Origin of the sequence: Glycomyces niveus (assembly GCF_017592475.1) — a bacterium.
Taxonomy (GTDB): domain Bacteria; phylum Actinomycetota; class Actinomycetes; order Mycobacteriales; family Micromonosporaceae; genus Glycomyces; species Glycomyces niveus.
This window is the reverse complement of the sequence record NZ_JAGFNP010000009.1, coordinates 135,793-154,716: the sequence shown is the minus strand read 5'-3', so window position 1 is coordinate 154,716 and position 18,924 is coordinate 135,793. Positions and strand designations below refer to the sequence as shown.

Genomic DNA, 18,924 nt, shown 5'->3' with positions numbered 1-18,924 from the left:
ACCAGCCCTAGGCGTCGGTCATCTCTTCTTCTTCCGCCTCGCGCTGCACGTAGGTCTGGGCCATCGCCTCCGGGTCCTCTTCGGCCGGTTCGGGGGCGTCTTCCCTCTGCACTGTCGGGTCGGCGAGGCGCTGGACGTCGGCGTCGCCGCAGCCGTCGTCGCAGCGCTGCACCGGGGCGGCCGGGGCCGGGGTGGACATGATGGCGTCGGCGTTCGCCGAGGCCTCGCGCTCGAAGCGGTCCGAGGGGTCGCTGACCTTCACTCCCCCGCCGGCGTCGGAGCCGTCGACGGGGCCGCTGCGCTGCTGGACGACGTGCGTCAGCTCGTGGGCGAGCATGTGCTTGCCCGAGTCGCTGCCCGGGTTGTAGTTGCCGCTCTGGAAGACGATGTCCGACCCGACCGTGTAAGCCTGGGCGTTGACCGACTTCGCCGACTCGCTCGCGGCGGAGTCGGTGTGGACGCGCACGTTGGAGAAGTCCTGGCCGAAGCGGCTCTCCATGTCAGTGCGGGTGTCGAGGTCGAGCGGGCTGCCCCCCGAGCCGATGACGTCGTGGACGGGCGAGCGCTCCTCCTCCATCATGGTGGCCACGCCCGCGTTGCCCACGGCGCGCTGCAGGCCGAGCATGCCTTCGGCGCCGAGCACGTCGGTGCGGCCGAGGGCCGCCGCCGGGAAGGTCGGCTCGAACTCGGAGTGGTCGATCCGGTCCGCCTTGGGGCGCAAGGAATCGGATTCGAACTCGTGGCCGTGGTCGCGCATGGCGGTTCGCCTCCTCGCGCCCGCACCGGGCGCAGCGGTGTCAGAGACCTCCAGGTTCCACCGCAAGTCCCCGCAGGGCAAGAGGCGGGGCACCGGCCGAACGGGCCGACGCCCCTGCCCGTTCGGGCATTTCATTCCGTCACCGGTCGCTTTCAGAGGGTGGGAGAGCGCCGGTTGAGCGCACGTTGAGCGACGACGGCGACACTGCTCGCAGTGCCCCACCACCCCCGTTACCCCTGGGAGAGGTCGATGAACCGTGTGCCCGTCTACATCAGCGCGAGCGACCCCATCTGCCACGCCGGACTCGCGAGCCAATTGCGCCCGCGCCCGGAGGTGCTGGTGCTCGACGAGTCCGAACGCGACCGCGCCGATGTCGGCATAGTCGCCTCCGACGCGGTCGACGAGGAGGCCCTGCAATCGCTGCGGACCCTCAAGCGCGGCGGCGTGCCGTGGCTCGTCGCCGTCTGCGGCCGAGTCGACGAATCCGACCTCGCCTCCATCATGGACGTAGGCGTCGCCGGGATCGTACGCCGCAGCGAGGCCACCCCGGACCGCCTCGTCGCCGTCATCGCCGCCGCCGCGAAGGGCGAAGGGACCGTCCCGCCGGACCTCCTGGGCCGCCTGCTCAGTCAGGTCGGGCAGCTCCAGCGCCAGATCCTCGCCCCAATGGGCATGCGGCTGTGCGGCATGTCCGACCGCGAGATCGAGGTCGTGCGCCTCGTCGCCGAAGGGCTCGACACCGTCGAGATCGCCTCGAAGCTCTCCTACTCCGAGCGCACGATCAAGAACATCCTCCACGACATCACCAGCCGCCTGCACCTGCGCAACCGTGCCCACGCGGTCGCCTACGCGCTGCGGAACGGACTCATCTGATGATCCACGAGGTCGACTCCGCGCTCCGGCGCGTCATCGTCGAGGACGCCCTGGCCGGCAGCGGCGTCGAGGTCGCCTTCGACGCGCCCACCAAGGAATGGGCGTCGAGGCGCAACGCGCCCACCGTGAACGCGTTCCTCTACGACATCCGCGAAGACCTGCGCCGCCGCAGCCGGGGCCTGGTCAACGAGTACCGCGAGGACAAGACCGTCGCCGCCAGGCGGCTGCCGCCCCGGTACATCAAACTGTCCTATCTGCTCACCGCCTGGACGCAGCGGCCCGAGGACGAGCATCGGCTCCTGTCCGTGATGCTCGCCGGGTTCCTCAAACACGAGTCGCTGCCCGCGCGCACGCTCACCGGCTCGCTCGAGGAGATCGGGCTGCCGGTGCCGATGACGGTCGCACTGCCGCCGCCCGAAGACCGCGCCTTCGCCGACGTGTGGACCGCCCTCGGCGGCGAGCTCAAACCGTCCCTGGACATCGTCGTCAGCGCGCCCATCGACTCCGGCCGCGTCTTCCCCGCCGGGCCGCCCGCCACCGGCGGCGTCGGGCTCAAAGTGGACGGCGACGAACCGGTGCAGCACCACGTGACCCCCGGTGAAGGCGACGAGCACGAGGTCGCCATGACCCGGCGGCCCCGATGACCGAGCTGCAAGGCCTGCTCGCCCGCATCGGGGCGGTCGAGCAGCGCCTCCGCCAGGCCGTCGCCGAACGGCGCGCCGCCGACCCGAACCCCGACGACCAGTTCCGGGGCCTCTACCTGTCCGACGAGGCCATCGACGCGCTCTTGGAGGGGCGGCGCGAGCCGTTCGCGCCGCCAGAGGCGGCGGATGCGGGACCTTCGCGGCTGACCGCGCTGGCCGCGGCCGCGCAGCTGACGGACCTCGACGTGGAACTGCTGCTCGTCGCCATGGCGCCCGATGTGGACAGCCGCTTCGAGCAGTTCTACGGCTACCTCAACGACGACGTGACCCGCCGCCGCGCCACCGTCGGCCTGGCGCTTCGACTGTGCGGACTCGCCGAAGCCGAGGTGCAGGGCCGGGCCCGCTTCGAGGCGGCCTCGCCGCTCATCGCCTCCGGCCTCGTCACCGTGGGCGACATCGAAAGACCGCTCCTGACGCGGTCGCTGCGAGTGCCCGACCGCGTCACCGCGCACCTGCTCGGCGGCGACGGCTGCGACCCCGTGGCGGCACCTCTGGTCGAGGCCACGACACCGGTCTCCTGCGGAGACGAGCGGCTCGCCTCGGCGATCGCGGCCGGGACCGGGTTCGTCTATCTGCATGAGGGACTGGGCGGGTCCGCTGCAGCGGCCGCCGCAGCCGCGTTCGCCGCTTCGGGCCGCGCGACGCTCGCCGTCGACTGCCGATTGCTGCCGAAACCCGAAGAACTGGCCGAGACCGCCACCGCGCTCGCCCGCGAAGCGGTGCTGCGCGGGGCCGGGATCGTCGCCGGACCGGTCGACGCGGGCTCGTGCGCGGCCCTGCTCGCGCGCCTCGACCAGGTGCCGGTGCCGTTGGTGCTGTTCGGCTCCGGCGGCTGGGACCCCGAATGGAGCCGCCGCCAGCCGCTGCTGTTGAGCGTCGGCGTCGCCACCCGCGCCGAGCGCGCGGACCTGTGGCGGGACGCGACCGGCGAGGCGTTGGCGGAAGGCGTCGACCTCGCCGCCGAGACCGCGCACTTCACGCTCTCGGTGCGTCAGATCAACCGCGCGGCCGAAGCCGCCGCGCAACTCGCCCGCGCCGAAGGCGGACCGATCCGCGCCGAGCACCTGCGCTACGGCGTGCGCAGCCAGAACGCCGCCGGGCTCGAACACCTCGCCAGGCGCATCGAACCGGCCGTCGGCTGGGACGACCTCGTGCTGCCGCCGCCGATCCTCGACGGCATCCGCGAACTCGCCGTGCGGGCCAGGCGCCGCGACCTCGTGCTCGACGAGTGGCGGATGCGGCCCGGGGGCGGGCGCGGCATGGGCGTCACCGGGTTGTTCGCGGGCGACTCGGGCACCGGGAAGACCATGTCGGCCGAGGTCATCGCGGCCGATCTCGGCATGGACCTGTACACGGTCAACCTGGCCACGGTGGTGGACAAGTACATCGGCGAGACCGAGAAGAACCTCGAGAAGATCTTCACCGAAGCGGCAGGGGTCAACGGGGTGCTCCTGTTCGACGAGGCCGACGCGATCTTCGGCAAACGCTCGGAAGTGCGCGACGCGCACGACCGCTACGCCAATGTGGAGAGTGCGTACCTGCTGCAGCGCATGGAGTCCTTCGAGGGGCTGGCGATCCTCGCGACCAACCTGCGCGCGAACCTGGACGAGGCCTTCACCAGGCGGCTCGACGTCGTCGTGGACTTCCCCGTGCCCGATCCCGAGCAGCGCCTGCTGCTGTGGGACCGGTGCCTGGGGAGGGCGATGCCGCGCGCGGCCGACCTCGACCTCGAGTTCCTCGCCGACGCGTTCGAGCTCGCGGGCGGCCACATCAGGTCCGCGGCCGTCACCGCCGGGTACCTCACCGCCGAAGCGGGCGGGCGCGCCACCATGGCCACCGTCGTCGCGGCCGTCGCCCGCGAGTACCGCAAACTCGGCCGACTCTGCCTGGAGCGCGAGTTCGGCGACTACCTGGAGCTGGTCATTTGACCGGCCGGACGCGCGGCTGCCCGTCGGGGCAGTCACGTCTTCCCTCACGCGGGTCCGTAAGGCCCGTACGGAAACCGGAGAGCGACGGCACGATCGGTGCTGTACCGACCACAGGAGGCGCGGCATGCCAACGTACTTGTCACCGGGTGTCTATGTCGAAGAGGTCGACGGCGGTTCCCGCCCCATCGAGGGCGTAGGCACCGCAGTCGCCGCTTTCGTGGGGTTCGCCGCGAAAGGCCCGGTGAACACCCCGACGCTGGTCTCCAACTGGAGCCAGTACACGCGGCTGTTCGGCGAGTTCGTCGAAGGCTGCTACCTGGCGCACGCCGTCTACGGCTACTTCCTCAACGGCGGCGGCAACTGCTACATCGTGCGCATCGGCGCCGCCGGACCCGATGGGGCCGAACCGGTCTCGGGACCGCAGGCGGTCATCGGCGGCCTGCGCGCCGTCGCGGTCGAAGGCGCCGAGAACCGCGACGTGAGCGTCGAGATCGGCGATGCCGCCGAGGGCAAGCCGGCCGACCGGTTCACCTTGACCGTGAAGGTCGACGGCAAGCAGGTCGAGCAGTACCCCGACGTGACCGTCAAGCGCGGCAAGGACAACGTCGTGCGCGCCGTCGCCGAGCGGTCGAAGGTCATCACCCTCACCGAGGTCGCCACCGCGACCCAGCCCGCCAAGGGCACCGTCGCGCTCACCGCGCCGCCTCCGGTCCCGGCCGTGCCCGAGCGCATCGTCCCCGAGGACTACACGGGAGACGTCTCGGACCGCTCCGGCCTCGGCGGCCTCGAAGCGGTCGACGAGGTCACGATGGTCTGCGTCCCCGACCTCATGAGCGCCTACCAGCGCGGCGTGCTCGACTTGGAGGCCGTCAAGGCCGTCCAGCTGGCGGTCATCGCCCACTGCGAGCTCATGGGCGACCGCATGGCCGTCCTCGACACGCCTCCCGGGCTGTCGCCGCAGCAGGTCAAGGACTGGCGCGTCGACTACGCCGGCTACGACTCGAAGTACGCGGCGCTGTACTACCCGTGGGTCAAGGTGTTCGACCCCGCCACGGGCGGCAACGAGTTCGTCCCGCCGAGCGGCCACATGGCCGGCGTGTGGGCGCGCAACGACGAGACACGCGGTGTCCACAAGGCACCGGCCAATGAGGTCGTGCGCGGCGCGATCCTGGTCGAGACGCATCTGACGAAGGCCGAGCAGGAGCTGCTGAACCCCGAGGGGATCAACTGCATCCGGGCGTTCCCGGGCCGGGGCATCCGGGTGTGGGGCGCGCGCACGCTCTCGAGCGACCCGGCGTGGCGGTACCTGAACGTGCGGCGCCTGTTCAACTACCTCGAGGAGTCGATCCTCGGCGGTACGCAGTGGGTGGTGTTCGAGCCGAACGACGACGCGCTGTGGGCGAAGATCCGGCGCACGGTCTCGTCGTTCCTGGTCATGGAGTGGCGCAAGGGCGCGCTGTTCGGGCTGACCCCGAACGAGGCGTTCTTCGTCAAGTGCGACAGGGACAACAACACCGCCGAGTCGATCGACGCCGGGCAGGTGGTCTGCGAGATCGGCGTCGCACCGGTGAAGCCGGCGGAGTTCGTCATCTTCAGGCTGTCCCAGTTCTCAGGCGGGGCAAGCGAAGTCAGTGAGTGACACGGCAGGTAGAGGAGCTGGTGCATCATGTCGTTCATCGATCTCAACACGGCCGTAGGCCATTCGTTCGGCATCGACGTCGACGGGATCGTCATCAAGGGGATCACGGAGATCAGCGGCCTGAAATGGGAGCAGGACGTCATCGACCTGAAGCTGAACACGCCGGACGGCAAGTACGTCCACAACAAGCTGCCCGGGCGGCCCAAGCCGGCGGACATCACCGTCACGCGGGGCCTGACGAGCGACAACAGCTTCGAGAAGTGGGTGGAGACCTGCCACTTCGGGCAGATGTCGGAGGCCAGGAAGGGCGCGTCGATCATCATCTTCGACTACGAGGGCACCGAGGTGAAGCGGTACAACCTCACCAACGCGTGGCCCAAGAGCCTGGAGATCGGCGCGATGAAGGCGGGCGACACGAGCGTGCTGACCGAGAAGCTGGTCATCTCCTGCGAAGAGATCAAGCCGGGGTAGCCGATGCGACGCACCATGACGGCGACGCCCGACAGCGGGACCGAGGAGGGCGAGGCGCGGCGTCCACTGCGGACGGAGTTCGCGTTCGAGCTGCCGCGCGGCTACGTCGACGGGTCGGGCACGACGCACACCTCGGGGGTGATGCGGCTGGCGACGGCCCGGGACGAGCTGATCCCCTTGCGGGACGACCGGGTCCGGGAGAACGCCGCGTACTTGACGGTGGTGCTGCTGGCCAGGGTGGTGACGCGGATCGGGTCGGTGACGGACGTGCACACGGGGGTGATCGAGAGCCTCTTCGCCTCCGATCTGGCGTTCCTGCAGGACATGTACCGCCGGGTCAACTCGGAGGGGCATACGAGGGCGGGGGTGACGTGCCCGGAGTGCGCGCATTCGTTCGATGTGGACCTCTCGGGCGGGCGCCTGGGGGAATCATGACGTACCCGGTCGAGCGGATCGAGGAGGAGATCGGGTACGTGGCTTACTACTTCCACTGGGGCCTCGACGAGATCCTGGATCTCGAGCATCCGGACCGGCAGCGGTACGTGGCCCGGATCGCCGCCCTCAACGCCCGGGTCAACGACGGCAGGTGAGGCGCTTCAGGTGGGGGCTCGACTTGATCTGGGGAGGTGAGTCTTGATGTGGCCGTTCAATCGTCGGCGCGCCGAGGAGTCCTCGCGGGAGTCCGCTCCCGCGCCTTATGCGCCCGCACGCGCCGAGTGGCGGCAATTGCCGCCACTCCAGCGCATGGTCGGCGACCAGTGGCTCGTCAACCCGCCGGACTCGCTGAGCTCGCGCCTCGCCTCCTGGCAGGACCCCACCTATCTCGCGCCGCTCGGGCACGCGGTGATGCCGGCGGGGCCTTCGGGCGCGATCGAGCCTGCGCCTGCGGCACCCCCTGAACCGAGGCGGATCGGCCTGCAGCGCAGGGCGGTCCGAACCGATCCGCCGACTCCGGTCCGATCCCTGCAGCGGACCGCATCCGACGTGGGGCAGACGGAACCGCACCGGTCGCCCGGCGATGCCGGTCCGATCGCGCTCCAACGCATCGACGCCGACCCGCCTCTTGCGTCGCCCGACCCCGCCCCGGCCGCCGAGGCCGAGGACCGCCCGCTCCTCGGCGGCTCGCTGCCGCAGGTCAACCTGCCCGAGTCTGACGCTGCCGCCCCGACTGAGGCGGCCCCGACGCCAGAACTGCCGGTTCGCTCTGAGCCGCAAGCTCCTTCGTCGCCGCTCGGTCCCATGCCGAGCGCGCAGCGGCTGCCCGAGCCAGCGCCGAGCCGGTCTTTCGACCAGCCGCTCGAAGTGGCCTCCGCCCCGACTGCTCCGCTTCCGGTACAGCCGGTGACGCCGCCGTTCGCCGTGCAGCGCATGCTCATCGGTGACCACCCTCCGATCGCTCCGCAAGCCCCGCTCCCCCCGTCACCCGCACCTGCTCAGCCGGTCTTCGCCTCACTGCTCGCCTCCACCGACCCGCCCGAGCGTCGCGAGCTGCCCGTCGTGGCCGCTCCTCGTCCCGCCCCGCTTGACGGCCGGCACTCGGCTCCGGCTGTTCAGCGGTCCACCGGCGAGACCGCCCCGCTTCTCGGCGATATGGACCTCTCCCCGGCGGAACCCGCTTCGTCGTCGCCTCTGGCGCCGGAGGGCCTTGCCGGGCCACTCGTTCCGGGGCCTGCTGCACCGGACACCAGCGCTCCGTTCGCGGAGCCGGAGGGCGAGACCGCGCCGCTGCTCGGGGCGACGGGGCTCGCGGCCCCGATCGTGCAGACGATCCGAGACGAGGCGCCGCCCGCCGAGCCGCAGGCGCCGATCGCTCCCCTCATCGCCGACCGAACGCGTTCGCAACCGAGCGCCGAGTCCCACGTCCAGCGTCTCGGCCTCGGATCGCCGATGAGCGGTCCGAGGCCCTCGGTGCAGCGCGCAGGCGACCGATCGAACCGTCCGCTGAGCCCGACCGGAACGCCTTCGGGTGTCCAACTGCCGCTGCAGCAGTTCGTGCAGCGTCTCGAGGGCGCATCGTCGTCGCCCGAGGTCCCGGACCCGCAGCCTCATCCTGCCGCTTCGCCCTCGTCCGGTCTCGGGCTTCCCGTCGCCGTGCCCGCAGCGTTCGGCGTGTCGGTCCCACAGGCCGCGCCGAGCTCGTCCAGCGCTCCCGCCCGGCCGCTGCCGCCGCCGGTCATGGTCATGCGCAGTGCCCCGCCGTCCGAGGCGATGCCGGTGGTGTCCCGGTCGATCGAAGCGCCGGAGCCGCTCTATGCGCCCGAGCCGGGGCCGGAGGCGCCGCTCCTCGGCTCGCGGCCCCTCGCTGCCGCATTCACCGAGACCGCGCCTGCCGCCAGCGCGCCGCCCGAGCCCCGGGCAAGCGAACCCGGGTCGGCCGTCGCACAGCGGTCGACCTGGTCGCACATGCCGTCACCGGTACCGCAAGCCGACCTCGCACCGGTCCCGTTCGGCGGCGCACCCGCTTCCGGGCCCGTCGCCCCGGGGACGGTCGCTGCCGTTCAGCGGATCGCGCAGTCCGCTTCGGCTGCGGTGGGTCAAGGGCGTGGCCCGGAGACGACCGTGGCCCAACGGCTCCATGTGGAAGAGCCGCTGCCGGTAGCCGCCGCACCTGCGCCGGTCCAGGCGATGGCCGAGCCCGCCCCGCCGCAGCCCGTGGAGCCTGTCCAGGCCGTCGTGCAGCGCGTCGCCGCTCCCCCGCAGCCGGTCTCGGTGCAGACCGCCGACGCCGCACCGGCAACCGCCACTGCGGCACCGGCCGCCGCCGCGGCCGCCCCCGCCGCCGATCCCGCTGCGCTGCTGGCGGTCCTGTACGAACCGCTCGTGCGTCGGCTGCGGGCCGACCTGCGCGTCGACCGCGAACGGCGCGGCCGACTGACCGACCTGTGACGACTGGAGGACCCGACATGCCCGCCGACATCCACGCCGTGGCCGTGAGTTTCGTCGTGAGCATCGACGACGAGGACCTGGGCTCCTTCAACAGCTGCGACGGGCTCGGCTGCGAGATCGTCATGGAGCAGCGCGAGGAGGGCGGCAACAACGGCTACGTCTGGCAGCTGCCGACCCGCATCAAGTACTCCAATGTGAAGCTCAGCCGCCCGCTCACCGAGCAGAGCGCCAAGATCGCGGACTGGTTCGGCTCCATGGCCTCCGGCATCGAACGCAAGACCGCGACCATCGAGGCGCGCACCGCCGAAGGCAAGGTCATCGCGAGGTGGGCGCTGGTCGACGTGATCCCGGTGAAGTGGAGCGGGCCGCAGCTCTCGCTCGACAGCGCGAAGGTCGCGATCGAGACCCTGGAGCTGGCGCACCACGGATTCCTCGCGCCGGGATCGGGAGGCTGACATGGGCGGGTCACCGGTCACGTTCACCGCGCCGGGCGCCTCGGCGGGCGACCAGTCGAATCTGCAGCACGCCTACCTGGAGCTGCGCGAGCCGCCGTCGGACGGCGGGACGGCGACGCCGAGCAACGAGACGCTGGGCACGATCGACTTCCAGTTCAACCCCAAGGAGCTCTCGCTCACCAAGAACGCCAAGTGGAAGCGCGAGGCGCAGCGCAACGCCGAGCGGTCCGGGCCGCCCGAGTTCACCGGGTCCGACCCGTGCAAGCTGAGCGTGGAGATGTTCCTCGACGCGACCGCCGCGATGGACGACTCCGTGGTCAAGGCCGTCGAGAAGCTGTTCTCGTGCGTGGTGCCGACCGAGAAGAGCCTCTCGAACGACAAGGGCTCGCCGCCGTGGGTGATCTTCCACTGGGGAGGGTTGACGAGCTTCCCGGCGTTCGCCAGCGAAGTCGCCGCCAAGTACACGCTCTTCACGCCCAGCGGCACCCCCGTGCGCGCGGTGTGCACCGTCAAGCTCGAGGAGATCTCCGGGTCGACGCCCGGCCAGAACCCGACCTCAGGGTCGCTCGAAGCCCGCAGCACCCACGTGGTCGTCGCGGGCGATTCGCTGCCGTCGATCGCGTACCGGGCCTACGGGGACCCGAACCGGTGGCGGCTCATCGCCGAGGCCAACGGCATCGACGACCCGGCGCGGCTGCGTCCCGGGTCGCGACTGCTGGTCCCGGCCGGGGACGGAAGGTAGCCGTGGCCAACGAGAGCTTCGCGAACACACTGCAGGTGAGGATCGAGGGCTCGCCGCTGCCCGCCGACGTCGCCACCATGCTCACGCAGGCGACGGTCACGGCGAGCCGGAACCTGCCCGACGCGTGCCACCTCCGATTCCGCGACCCCGAGAAGGTCGTGGTGAACAAGGCCCGGCTCAAGATCGGATCCAAAGTGGAGGTCGCGGTGCAGTCCGCCGAGCCGGGGAGCCCGCAGCGGCTCATGTCCGGCGAGGTGGTGGCGATGGAGATCGACTTCGACGCCGCCGGGACCTTCCTCGAAGTGCGCGGGCTCGACCCGGCGCACCGGCTGTTCCGCGGCAGGCGCGTCGCCGCCTATCCGAACATGTCCCTGGCCGACGTGGTACGGCGGGTCGCGCAGCGCGCCGGACTCCAGCCCGGGACCATCGATTCGGTGCAGGGGTACGGCACGACCTCCGAGTCGCAGCTCAGCCAGGACAACGTCTCGGACTGGGAGTTCCTGTCGCGGCTGGCCGACCGGGTCGGCGCGCAGGTCACCGCGTCCGACGGGAAGCTGAACTTCCGACTGCCCGGTTCGCCCGCCGGAGCGCCGCCTGAGAACGCCACGGCCGCAACCGATCCGCTCGTGCTGGAACCGGGCGTGAACCTGATCGCGCTGCGCGCGGCGGTGTCCGCCGCCGAGCAGGTGAGCGAGGTCAACGTGCGCGGCTGGAGCTTCGAGAAGAAGACGGAGCTGTCCGCGACCGCGAAGCCGACCACAGCGGGATCGCAAGTGGACGGCGCTGATCCGGTGAAGCTGGCCGGGATGTTCAAGGCCGCGCCGTACCTCGAGGCGGGCACGAGCCTGAACACGCAGGGGCTGGTGGAGACCTATGCGAAGGCGCTGGCGGCCGAGCTGGGCGCTACCGCTGTGGAGCTGGACGGCGTGGCCAAGGGCAACCCGAAGCTGGTTCCCGGCGCGGGGGTGACCCTCGCGAACGTCTCGGAGCCGTTCGGCGGCAAGTACACCCTGACCAGCGCGCGGCACGTGTTCAACGAGCACGACGGCTACACGACCGCGTTCACCGTCTCGGGCCGGGCCGAGCGGACCCTGTACGGGCTGACCTCCCGCGGTGGCGGCGATGCCGCCCCCAACGGACTGGTGTCCGCAGTGGTCAGCGACACCCGTGACCCGATGAACCTCGGCCGGGTCAAGCTCACGCTGCCGTGGTTGTCGAAAGAATTCACGACCACGTGGGCGCGCATGGTCTCGGCCGGGGGCGGAGCGACCCGGGGGCTGTGGACGATCCCGGAAGTGGGCGACGAGGTGCTCGTGGGCTTCGCCGACGGGGATCTCGACCACCCGTACGTCCTCGGCGGCCTGCACAACGGCAAGGACGAGCCGCCGAAGCTGGAGGCGCCCACGGTCGACGGGACCAGCGGGAACATCGGCGTGCGGGCGCTGGTGTCCCGGGAGCACCACCGGCTCGAGCTCATCGACGATCCGTCGAAGAAGGGCATCCTGCTGTCCACTGGGGACGGCAAGCTGTTCTTGAAGATGGACGCCTCGGGGCAGGTCCTGGAACTCGAGTGCTCGGGCCAGGTCAAGGTCAGCGGGATGGGCGTCAAGATCGACGCCGGACAGGGGAACCTCGAGCTCTCGGGGTCGCAGGTCAAAGTCACCGGGCAGGCCGGCGTCGAGGTCAGCGGCGCGACCGTCAAGGTCGCGGGCCAGGGCTCCGCCGAACTGTCCGCGTCGGGGACGGTCACCGTCCGCGGCGGCATCGTCCGCATCAACTGATCGAGAGAGGAGGCGGCCATGCCGCCAGCGGCGAGGGTCGGCGACCCGACCGGCCACCCCGGGGTCGTCACAGGCCCGGGCAAGGCCACGGTGCTCATCGGCGGCGCGCCGGCGGCCGTCGTCGGCGACATGCACGCGTGCTCGATGCCTTCCACGCCACCGCATCCGCCGTCGGCGATCCTGCCTCCCGGATGCCCGACGGTGCTCATCGGCGGCATGCCGGCGGCGCGCATGGGCGACCTCTCCGCCTGCGGGGCGCCGATCATCCAGGGCTGCCCGACCGTACTGATCGGAGGATGACATGGCCGGCATCGTCGACCCGCCCGCGTTCGTGGGCTCCGGCTGGGCCTTCCCGCTGCGCACCGACGCGACCGGGTCGGTGGCCCTCGTCGGGGGCGAGCGCGAGCTGATCGAGAGCATCCACCTGATCCTGGCCACGGCCCCCGGGGAGCGGCCGATGCGCCCCGAGTTCGGTTGCGCCATCCACGATCTCGTGTTCGCGCCCGCCGACTCGGCGACGGCCGGGAAGATCGCGTACGAGGTGCGAGTCGCGCTGACCCGGTGGGAGCCGCGCATCAGCCTCACCGACGTGGTCGTCACGTTCGACCAGGCCTGGCGCGGCCGGCTGAACATCGACCTGTCCTACACCGTGCGCGGCGACAACGACCCGCGCAACCTGGTGTTCCCGTTCTACGTCATCGGATCGCACGAGAGCCCCGAGACCCAGGAGGCGGCCCCATGAGCCTGCCAGTGCCCAATTTGGATGACCGCCGGTTCCAGGACCTGGTCGACGAGGCCAAGCGGTTGGTGCAGCAGCGCTGCCCGGAGTGGACGGACCACAACGTCTCCGATCCGGGCGTGACCCTCATCGAGACGTTCGCGATGATGACCGACCAGCTCCTGTACCGCCTCAACCGTGTCCCGGACCTGCACTACCTGCGGTTCCTCGACCTCATCGGCGTCAAGCTGTACCCGCCCACGGCCGCGCGCACGCCGGTCACGTACTGGCTCTCGGCGGCCCGCGACCAGACGGTGCCGGTCCCGCGCGGCTCGCAGGTCGCCACCGACCAGTCGGGCGGCACCGAAGCGCCCGTGGTGTTCCGCACCGAGGCCGATCTGGCGATCGTCCCGTGCTCGCTGGCGCTCGTACTCACCGGCGGCACGATCGGCCGGCTGAGCGACCAGACCGGGCAGCTCGTCTCCGGCGAGGGCCTGCGCTGCTTCCAGGAGGCCCCGGCCGACGGCGACTGCGTCTACTTCGGACTCTCGAACGCGGTGCCGCGCTGCGCCGTGCAGCTGCGCGTCGCCTGCCACGCCGAAGGCGTCGGCGTCGACCCCGAACGGCCGCCGTGGATCTGGGATGCCTTCGACGGGACCGCTTGGACGCCTTGCGAGATCGAGTCCGATTCGACCGGCGGCTTCAACCAGGACGGCATCACCGTCGTGCATGTGCCGCCGAGCCACCGCGAGGCGCTGCTGGAGCGCCAGCGCGCCGGCTGGCTCCGCGCGCGGCTCGTGCGCGCCGAGGACCGGCCGTTCTACCGCGACTCGCCGCGGCTCATGACCGCCGTGGCCGCCACGATCGGCGGCACCATCGAGGCCTCGCACGCCGGGCTCGTCGCCGACGAGGTCGTGGGGCTCTCGGAAGGCGTTCCGGGCCAGCGATTCCAGCTCGCCCACCGGCCCGTCGTCAGCGGCGGCGAACCACTGGTGGTCGAGGTCGCGGGCGGCGACGACTGGCAGCAGTGGCACCAGGTCGAGAGCTTCGCCGAGTCCGGCCCCGAGTCGCGGCACTTCGTGCTCGACGCCATCAACGGCGAGCTTCGATTCGGCCCGGCGGTGCGCGGTGACGACGGCGCCATCCGCAACTTCGGGGCGGTGCCGCCCAAGGCCGCGCCGATCCGGGTCCCCCAGTACCGCAGCGGCGGCGGCAAGGCCGGGAACGTCGCGCGCGGGCTGCTCAACGTCCAGCGCGACCCGATCCCGTTCGTGACGCGGGTCGTCAACCGGGGTCCGGCGACGGGCGGCGTCGACGGCGAGTCGGTGGCCAACGCGTCCGCGCGAGGCCCGATGCTCCTGCGCACCCGCGACCGGGCCGTGACGGTCGAGGACTACGAGTACCTCGCGAAGCAGGCCGCGCCCGACGCGGCGCGGGTGCGGTGCGTGCCGGTGCCTGAACGGCCGGGCGAGATCCGGCTGCTCGTGGTGCCGGACGTCGCGCTCGACACGAGTCCCGATGTGCACCGGCTGACGCCCGATGCGGACCTGGTCAACCGCATCGGCTCCTATATCGAGCCGCGCCGCTGCCTCGGCGCGACGGTGCGCGTCGGCCCGCCGCAGTACGACGGCGTCACGGTCGTGGCCCAGCTGCGGGCCGCCGCCGGCGTCGTCGCCGAGGCTTTGCGCGGCGAGGCCTTGGAGGCCCTCTACGCCTACCTCAACCCGGTGACCGGGGGCCTCGACGGCGCCGGCTGGCCGTTCGGCCGCCCGGTGCAGTCGGGCGAGGTCTTCGCTGTGCTGCAACGGCTTCCGGGCACCGCGATGGTCGAGGACGTGCAGCTCTTCGCCGCCGACCTGGCGACCGGCCGCCGCAGCGGGCCGGTGCAGCGCATCGAACTCGCCGGCCACGCCCTGGCGTTCTCGTTCCAGCACCAAGTGCGCATCCTGGAAGGGGACGACCGTGCCTCGTAGCGCCGCGCCCGGGCTGCCGACCCCGCATCCCATCGCCGACCGGTTGCCGGGTGTGCTGGCCGAAGACGACTTCACGCGCCGCTTCACGCAGGCCCTCGACGAGGTCCTCGCGCCGGTCCATCTCACGCTCGACGGGTTCGTGGCCTACCTCGACCCGGCGCTGGCGCCGCCGGACCTCCTGGACTGGCTGGCCGGGTGGGTGGCGCTGCCGGTTCAGGAGCAGTGGACGGTCGATCAGCGCCGGGTCCTGGTAGCCCACGCGGTGGAACTCCACCGCTGGCGCGGCACCCGGCACGGCCTGGCGACGCACTTGCGGCTCCTCACCGGCGGCCAGGTCACGGTCGCCGACAAGGGCGGCACGATCGCCTCGGTCCAGTCGACCGACCCCGAGGCCGCACCGGTCTCGCCGCACGTCACGATCACCGTCGCCGTCCCCGATCCTGCCCTTGTGGACGAGTCCCGGTTGCGCGGTGCCGCAGCGGAGCACGTGCCGGCCCACGTGCCGTTCACGTTGCGCATCGAGCGGGCGGTCCCGAGCGGCTAGTCCGGGCGGCGATGCCGCCCGGGTGCTGCCGCTCACTTCAGGCGGTGGCCGGTGATGCGGTGGAGGTTGCCCGCGTAGATGAGCTCGCGGTCCTCCTCGGTGATGTCGAGGCCGTCGATGATGCGGATCATCTCCCTGATGTACATCGGGCCGCCTTCGGGATCGAAGGGGCAGTCGCTGGCGAAGAGCACGTGCTCGGCGCCGAAGAACTCGAGGCCGCAGCGGGTGCCGATCGCCGATCCGGAGAGGGCCGTGTCCGCGTAGAACGAGCGGAAGTACTCGATCGGCGGCTTCGACAGGCCATCGAGGACGGCCGCGGCCTCGGAGCCGTGGGTGCGGCTGCCGAACTGGTCGGCCCAGCCGAGCCGGATGCGGCCTTCGAAGTACGGGATCATCGCCCCCAGATGGTGGGTGACGACCGCCAGGTCCGGGTGGCGTTCGAGCAGGCCGCTGAACACCATGCGCGACATGGCGACACTGGTCTCGTAGGGCCAGCCCAGCGCCCACCACACCTCGAACTTCGACTGGTCCTCGGTCCGGTAGTCGCTCGCGGCGGCCGAGCGGGCCGGGTGCATCCACACCGGCAGGCCGCGCCCGGCCGCCTCGGCGAAGACCGGCGCGAACCGCGGGTCGTCGAGCGGCACGCCGTTCACATTGGTGAAGACCTGCACGCCGACCGCGCCGAGTTCGTCGATCGCGTACCGCATCTCGGCGAGCGAGGCCTCGATGTCGTTCAAGGGGAGCGCGGCGACGAACGCGGGGAACCGGGACGGGTGCTCGTCCACAAGGGATCGCATCTCCTCGTTGGCGAGTCGGGCCAGCCGCCACGACTCCTCGGGTCCGGCGATCGTCTCGACCGGCGGCGAGGAGAGGGTGAGGATCTGCTGGTAGTCAGGGCCGAACTCATCCATCATCCGCAGCCGCGCGTCGACGTCGTGGAGTGCGGGGATGGTGAGCCAGCGCTTGAGCGCCTTCAGGTCGGGCGCGTGCTCGCGCATGGCCTCGAAGTAGCGGGGAGGGAGGATGTGGCTGTACGCGTCGATCTTCATCGGGATTCCTTCGCGGTGCTGGGGACCCAGCCGGTGAGGCGGCGGTCCACGAATTGGACGAGGGCGACCGCGGCGAGCGCCACGGCGATGACGACGAGGAGGATCGCGAGGACGGCCGCGCCGTCGAAGCGCTTCCCCGCTTGCGTGACGATGCGGCCCAGGCCGGTGACGGCGATGAACATCTCGCCGTTGATCATGCCGGTGACGGCCCGGCCCATGCCGAGCCTGACGCCGGCGAGGATCATCGGCGAGGCGGCGGGCAGGATGACGCGGGTGACGAGCTGCCATTCGTTCGCGCCGTAGGAGCGGGCCATCTCGACCAGGTGCTCGGGCACCTGCTCGACCGCGTCGGCGGTGTTCACGATCATGATGAACGCCGAGTACATGAAGACGACGGCCACAATGGAGGCCTGTCCGGGCCCGATGACCGAGAAGAAGATCGGCGCGAACACCAGCGCGGGCGCGGTCAGCAGGGCGTACACGTAGACGCCGAGCAACGCCTTCACCCGCCGGTAACGGCCCATCGCGGTGCCGACGGCGAGGCCGGCGACGAGTGAGACGGCGAAGCCGAGCGCGAGGTTGACGACGCTGACCAGGAGGTTGCCGAGGATCTCGCCGTCCGCGACCATGCCGGCCAGGGTCGCGAGCACTTCGCTGAGCGGCGGGAAGAACGGCACTGCGGCGGCGCGGCCCACGATCTCCCAGAGCACGGCGCCGACGGCGAGCGAGACCAGGCCGAGCGGCAGGCGCAGGCGGAGGCGCGGGAGGGACGGCGCGGCGTGCGGTTTCGCGGAGGCGGCGGTCATCCTGCGGCCCTTTCCAGGCGGTGCTCTTCGTGCATGTCGCGCAGCCGCTCCCACAGGTGGGCGGTGATCTCGACGTACTCGCGGGAGCGTTCGAGCCCGCCGATGTCGGAGGAGCGCGGGCGGTCGAGCGGGACGTCGACGATCTCGGCGATCCGGCCCGGCCGGGCGCTCAGGAGGACGACGCGGTCGCCCAGGAGCACGGCCTCCTCCATCGAGTGGGTGATGAATACGACCGTGAGGCGGTTCGCCTCCCAGATCGACAGCAGCTCTTCCTGGAGGAGCCGCCGGGTCTGCTCGTCGACTGCCCCGAACGGCTCGTCCATGAGCAGCACCTCGGGTTCGACGGCGAGGGCGCGGGCGATGCCCACGCGCTGCTGCATGCCGCCCGAGAGCTCGCCGGGCCGCTTCGACTCGAAGCCCGCGAGGCCGACCTTCGCGATGAGGCCGCGGGCGCGCTCGTTGCGCTCGGCCTTGCCGACGCCTTTGAGCTTGAGTCCGAAGGCGACGTTGTCGAGCACGGTCGCCCACGGCAGCAGCGCGAAGTTCTGGAAGACCATGCTGCGGTCGGGTCCGGGGCCGCGCACGGGCCTGCCCGCGACGGTGATCTCCCCGGCGTCCCAGGTCTGGAGCCCGGCGATCATCTTGAGCATCGTGGTCTTGCCGCAGCCGCTGGGGCCGAGCACGGTCAGGAACTCGTTCTCGCGGACGGTGAGGTCGACGCCGCCGAGGGCGTGGACGGGCGCGCCGTCCTGCCCGGTGAACGTCTTCGTGAGTCCGGTGATCTCGATCATCTGCGGGCCTTCCGTTTCTGGGTGGACCGCGCCCACGGCGCGATGCGGTGCTCGAGCCACTGCGCGAGCGCGATGAGGACGAGCGATTCGATGAGGACGGCGGCGATCACCGCGTACAGCCCGGCGGCGTCGAAGGTGGCGCGGAACTGGAGGATGAGGCCGCCGAGGGCGAGCGAGACCATGAGGAGCTCGACGATCACCATGCCGGTGACGGCGCGGCCGAGGCCGAGCCGGACGCCGGTCATGATCGCCGGCAGCGCGCCGGGGATGAGGACGTCCCGCCACACTGCTCTTTCGGTGGCGCCGAAGGACTTCGCCATCTGGATCAGGCCGGGGTCGACTTGGCGGACGCCGGAGCGCACGTTGACGATGACCATGACGACCGCGAAGAGCGTGACGAGGATGACCCGGGAGAGCAGCCCGAACCCGACCGACATGATCAGCAGCGGGATGATCGCCGCCATCGGCGTCACGAGCAGGATGTTCAGGTAGACGTCGGTGAGGCGTTCAAGGAGCCGGAAGCGGCCGAGCAGGACCCCGACGGGCACGCCGATCGCCACCGAGCAGGCGAAGCCCAGCGCGAGGGCCTGGTTGCTGACCCAGAGGGCGTCCCAGAACTCGGCCGTGCCGAGCAGGCGGACGAAGGCCGCCGCCGTCTCGGTGAAGGTGGGGACCAGCAGGCCGCCCCAGTACGTGCCGTAGACCTGCCACGCGGCCGCGAAGAGCACGAAGGTGAGCGCCTGGTAGCTGCGGTCGGAGTCGAGGAGCCGCTGCCACTGCGGCCGATCGGTACGGGTCGCCATGGCG

Annotated in this window: 20 protein-coding genes; 15 read left to right on the top strand and 5 right to left on the bottom strand. The window is 71.3% G+C overall.

Features of this window, described 5'->3' with window-relative positions; translation table 11 throughout:
- Positions 1-7: 7 nt before the first annotated feature.
- The gene (locus J5V16_RS16540; protein WP_208497549.1) at positions 8-757 is read right to left on the bottom strand and encodes an eCIS core domain-containing protein; all 750 of its coding nucleotides are present in this window, start codon (positions 755-757) and stop codon (positions 8-10) included.
- 249 nt (positions 758-1,006) lie between these two features.
- Between J5V16_RS16540 and J5V16_RS16535 the strand changes: the two genes are divergently transcribed.
- The 15 genes from J5V16_RS16535 to J5V16_RS16465 all read left to right on the top strand — a co-directional run bounded on the left by J5V16_RS16535 (position 1,007) and on the right by J5V16_RS16465 (position 15,471).
- Positions 1,007-1,630, top strand: coding sequence for a helix-turn-helix transcriptional regulator (locus tag J5V16_RS16535; RefSeq protein WP_208497548.1), 624 nt, complete (start codon positions 1,007-1,009; stop codon positions 1,628-1,630).
- The gene (locus J5V16_RS16530) at positions 1,630-2,274 is read left to right on the top strand and encodes a DUF4255 domain-containing protein (protein ID WP_208497547.1); all 645 of its coding nucleotides are present in this window, start codon (positions 1,630-1,632) and stop codon (positions 2,272-2,274) included. The genes J5V16_RS16535 and J5V16_RS16530 overlap by 1 nt, the downstream gene beginning before the upstream one ends.
- On the top strand, positions 2,271-4,262 hold the full coding sequence (locus J5V16_RS16525) for an ATP-binding protein (protein ID WP_208497546.1): 1,992 nt from the start codon (positions 2,271-2,273) through the stop codon (positions 4,260-4,262). The genes J5V16_RS16530 and J5V16_RS16525 overlap by 4 nt, the downstream gene beginning before the upstream one ends.
- A 124-nt stretch (positions 4,263-4,386) precedes the next feature.
- A complete protein-coding gene (locus J5V16_RS16520) occupies positions 4,387-5,901 on the top strand; it encodes a phage tail sheath family protein (RefSeq protein WP_208497545.1) in 1,515 nt (504 codons plus the stop codon).
- Positions 5,902-5,928: 27 nt separating this feature from the next.
- Positions 5,929-6,372: a phage tail protein gene (locus J5V16_RS16515; RefSeq protein ID WP_208497544.1), complete on the top strand. Its 444-nt coding sequence runs from the start codon at positions 5,929-5,931 to the stop codon at positions 6,370-6,372.
- 3 nt (positions 6,373-6,375) lie between these two features.
- Entirely contained in the window at positions 6,376-6,807 is a 432-nt protein-coding gene (locus J5V16_RS16510; protein WP_243901328.1) for a hypothetical protein, read from the top strand.
- Positions 6,804-6,962: a DUF6760 family protein gene (locus tag J5V16_RS16505; protein ID WP_208497543.1), complete on the top strand. Its 159-nt coding sequence runs from the start codon at positions 6,804-6,806 to the stop codon at positions 6,960-6,962. The genes J5V16_RS16510 and J5V16_RS16505 overlap by 4 nt, the downstream gene beginning before the upstream one ends.
- Before the next feature lie 154 nt (positions 6,963-7,116).
- Entirely contained in the window at positions 7,117-9,258 is a 2,142-nt protein-coding gene (locus J5V16_RS16500) for a hypothetical protein (RefSeq protein WP_208497542.1), read from the top strand.
- A gap of 17 nt (positions 9,259-9,275) precedes the next feature.
- Positions 9,276-9,713, top strand: coding sequence for a phage tail protein (locus J5V16_RS16495; protein ID WP_208497541.1), 438 nt, complete (start codon positions 9,276-9,278; stop codon positions 9,711-9,713).
- 1 nt (position 9,714) lies between these two features.
- On the top strand, positions 9,715-10,455 hold the full coding sequence (locus tag J5V16_RS16490) for a CIS tube protein (protein ID WP_208497540.1): 741 nt from the start codon (positions 9,715-9,717) through the stop codon (positions 10,453-10,455).
- A 2-nt stretch (positions 10,456-10,457) separates the two neighbouring features.
- Complete coding sequence (locus J5V16_RS16485; RefSeq protein ID WP_208497539.1) at positions 10,458-12,236, top strand: VgrG-related protein; 1,779 nt, start codon at positions 10,458-10,460, stop codon at positions 12,234-12,236.
- A gap of 18 nt (positions 12,237-12,254) precedes the next feature.
- On the top strand, positions 12,255-12,536 hold the full coding sequence (locus tag J5V16_RS16480) for a PAAR domain-containing protein (protein WP_208497538.1): 282 nt from the start codon (positions 12,255-12,257) through the stop codon (positions 12,534-12,536).
- A 1-nt stretch (position 12,537) separates the two neighbouring features.
- Complete coding sequence (locus J5V16_RS16475) at positions 12,538-12,978, top strand: GPW/gp25 family protein (protein ID WP_208497537.1); 441 nt, start codon at positions 12,538-12,540, stop codon at positions 12,976-12,978.
- A complete protein-coding gene (locus J5V16_RS16470; protein ID WP_208497536.1) occupies positions 12,975-14,927 on the top strand; it encodes a putative baseplate assembly protein in 1,953 nt (650 codons plus the stop codon). The genes J5V16_RS16475 and J5V16_RS16470 overlap by 4 nt, the downstream gene beginning before the upstream one ends.
- Positions 14,917-15,471 carry a phage tail protein gene (locus J5V16_RS16465; protein WP_208497535.1) on the top strand — a complete coding sequence of 185 codons (555 nt, stop codon included), beginning with the start codon at positions 14,917-14,919 and terminating at the stop codon, positions 15,469-15,471. Before J5V16_RS16470 ends, J5V16_RS16465 begins: the two co-directional genes overlap by 11 nt.
- Before the next feature lie 32 nt (positions 15,472-15,503).
- Here the strand turns inward: J5V16_RS16465 and J5V16_RS16460 are convergent, their stop codons facing one another.
- Genes J5V16_RS16460 through J5V16_RS16445 form a run of 4 tightly spaced genes read right to left on the bottom strand, consistent with a single transcriptional unit; the run spans position 15,504 to position 18,920 of the window.
- Positions 15,504-16,520: an amidohydrolase family protein gene (locus J5V16_RS16460; protein WP_208497534.1), complete on the bottom strand. Its 1,017-nt coding sequence runs from the start codon at positions 16,518-16,520 to the stop codon at positions 15,504-15,506.
- The gene (locus tag J5V16_RS16455) at positions 16,517-17,326 is read right to left on the bottom strand and encodes an ABC transporter permease (RefSeq protein ID WP_208497533.1); all 810 of its coding nucleotides are present in this window, start codon (positions 17,324-17,326) and stop codon (positions 16,517-16,519) included. The genes J5V16_RS16460 and J5V16_RS16455 overlap by 4 nt, the downstream gene beginning before the upstream one ends.
- Positions 17,323-18,117 (bottom strand): ABC transporter ATP-binding protein, encoded by a 795-nt coding sequence (locus tag J5V16_RS16450; protein WP_208497532.1) that lies wholly within the window; start codon positions 18,115-18,117, stop codon positions 17,323-17,325. The genes J5V16_RS16455 and J5V16_RS16450 overlap by 4 nt, the downstream gene beginning before the upstream one ends.
- Positions 18,114-18,920, bottom strand: coding sequence for an ABC transporter permease (locus J5V16_RS16445; protein WP_208497531.1), 807 nt, complete (start codon positions 18,918-18,920; stop codon positions 18,114-18,116). Before J5V16_RS16445 ends, J5V16_RS16450 begins: the two co-directional genes overlap by 4 nt.
- Between the last annotated feature and the right edge of the window lie 4 nt (positions 18,921-18,924).

Bases quoted from the DNA above. Each gene is read 5' to 3' on its own strand.
- J5V16_RS16525 (WP_208497546.1), top strand. From the start codon at position 2,271: ATGACCGAGCTGCAAGGCCTGCTCGCCCGCATCGGGGCGGTCGAGCAG.
- J5V16_RS16500 (WP_208497542.1), top strand. From the start codon at position 7,117: ATGGTCGGCGACCAGTGGCTCGTCAACCCGCCGGACTCGCTGAGCTCG.
- J5V16_RS16455 (WP_208497533.1), bottom strand. From the start codon at position 17,326: ATGACCGCCGCCTCCGCGAAACCGCACGCCGCGCCGTCCCTCCCGCGC.
- J5V16_RS16515 (WP_208497544.1), top strand. From the start codon at position 5,929: ATGTCGTTCATCGATCTCAACACGGCCGTAGGCCATTCGTTCGGCATC.
- J5V16_RS16530 (WP_208497547.1), top strand. From the start codon at position 1,630: ATGATCCACGAGGTCGACTCCGCGCTCCGGCGCGTCATCGTCGAGGAC.
- J5V16_RS16475 (WP_208497537.1), top strand. From the start codon at position 12,538: ATGGCCGGCATCGTCGACCCGCCCGCGTTCGTGGGCTCCGGCTGGGCC.
- J5V16_RS16505 (WP_208497543.1), top strand. From the start codon at position 6,804: ATGACGTACCCGGTCGAGCGGATCGAGGAGGAGATCGGGTACGTGGCT.
- J5V16_RS16490 (WP_208497540.1), top strand. From the start codon at position 9,715: ATGGGCGGGTCACCGGTCACGTTCACCGCGCCGGGCGCCTCGGCGGGC.
- J5V16_RS16460 (WP_208497534.1), bottom strand. From the start codon at position 16,520: ATGAAGATCGACGCGTACAGCCACATCCTCCCTCCCCGCTACTTCGAG.
- J5V16_RS16540 (WP_208497549.1), bottom strand. From the start codon at position 757: ATGCGCGACCACGGCCACGAGTTCGAATCCGATTCCTTGCGCCCCAAG.
- J5V16_RS16495 (WP_208497541.1), top strand. From the start codon at position 9,276: ATGCCCGCCGACATCCACGCCGTGGCCGTGAGTTTCGTCGTGAGCATC.
- J5V16_RS16480 (WP_208497538.1), top strand. From the start codon at position 12,255: ATGCCGCCAGCGGCGAGGGTCGGCGACCCGACCGGCCACCCCGGGGTC.
- J5V16_RS16520 (WP_208497545.1), top strand. From the start codon at position 4,387: ATGCCAACGTACTTGTCACCGGGTGTCTATGTCGAAGAGGTCGACGGC.
- J5V16_RS16510 (WP_243901328.1), top strand. From the start codon at position 6,376: ATGCGACGCACCATGACGGCGACGCCCGACAGCGGGACCGAGGAGGGC.
- J5V16_RS16535 (WP_208497548.1), top strand. From the start codon at position 1,007: ATGAACCGTGTGCCCGTCTACATCAGCGCGAGCGACCCCATCTGCCAC.
- J5V16_RS16445 (WP_208497531.1), bottom strand. From the start codon at position 18,920: ATGGCGACCCGTACCGATCGGCCGCAGTGGCAGCGGCTCCTCGACTCC.
- J5V16_RS16450 (WP_208497532.1), bottom strand. From the start codon at position 18,117: ATGATCGAGATCACCGGACTCACGAAGACGTTCACCGGGCAGGACGGC.
- J5V16_RS16470 (WP_208497536.1), top strand. From the start codon at position 12,975: ATGAGCCTGCCAGTGCCCAATTTGGATGACCGCCGGTTCCAGGACCTG.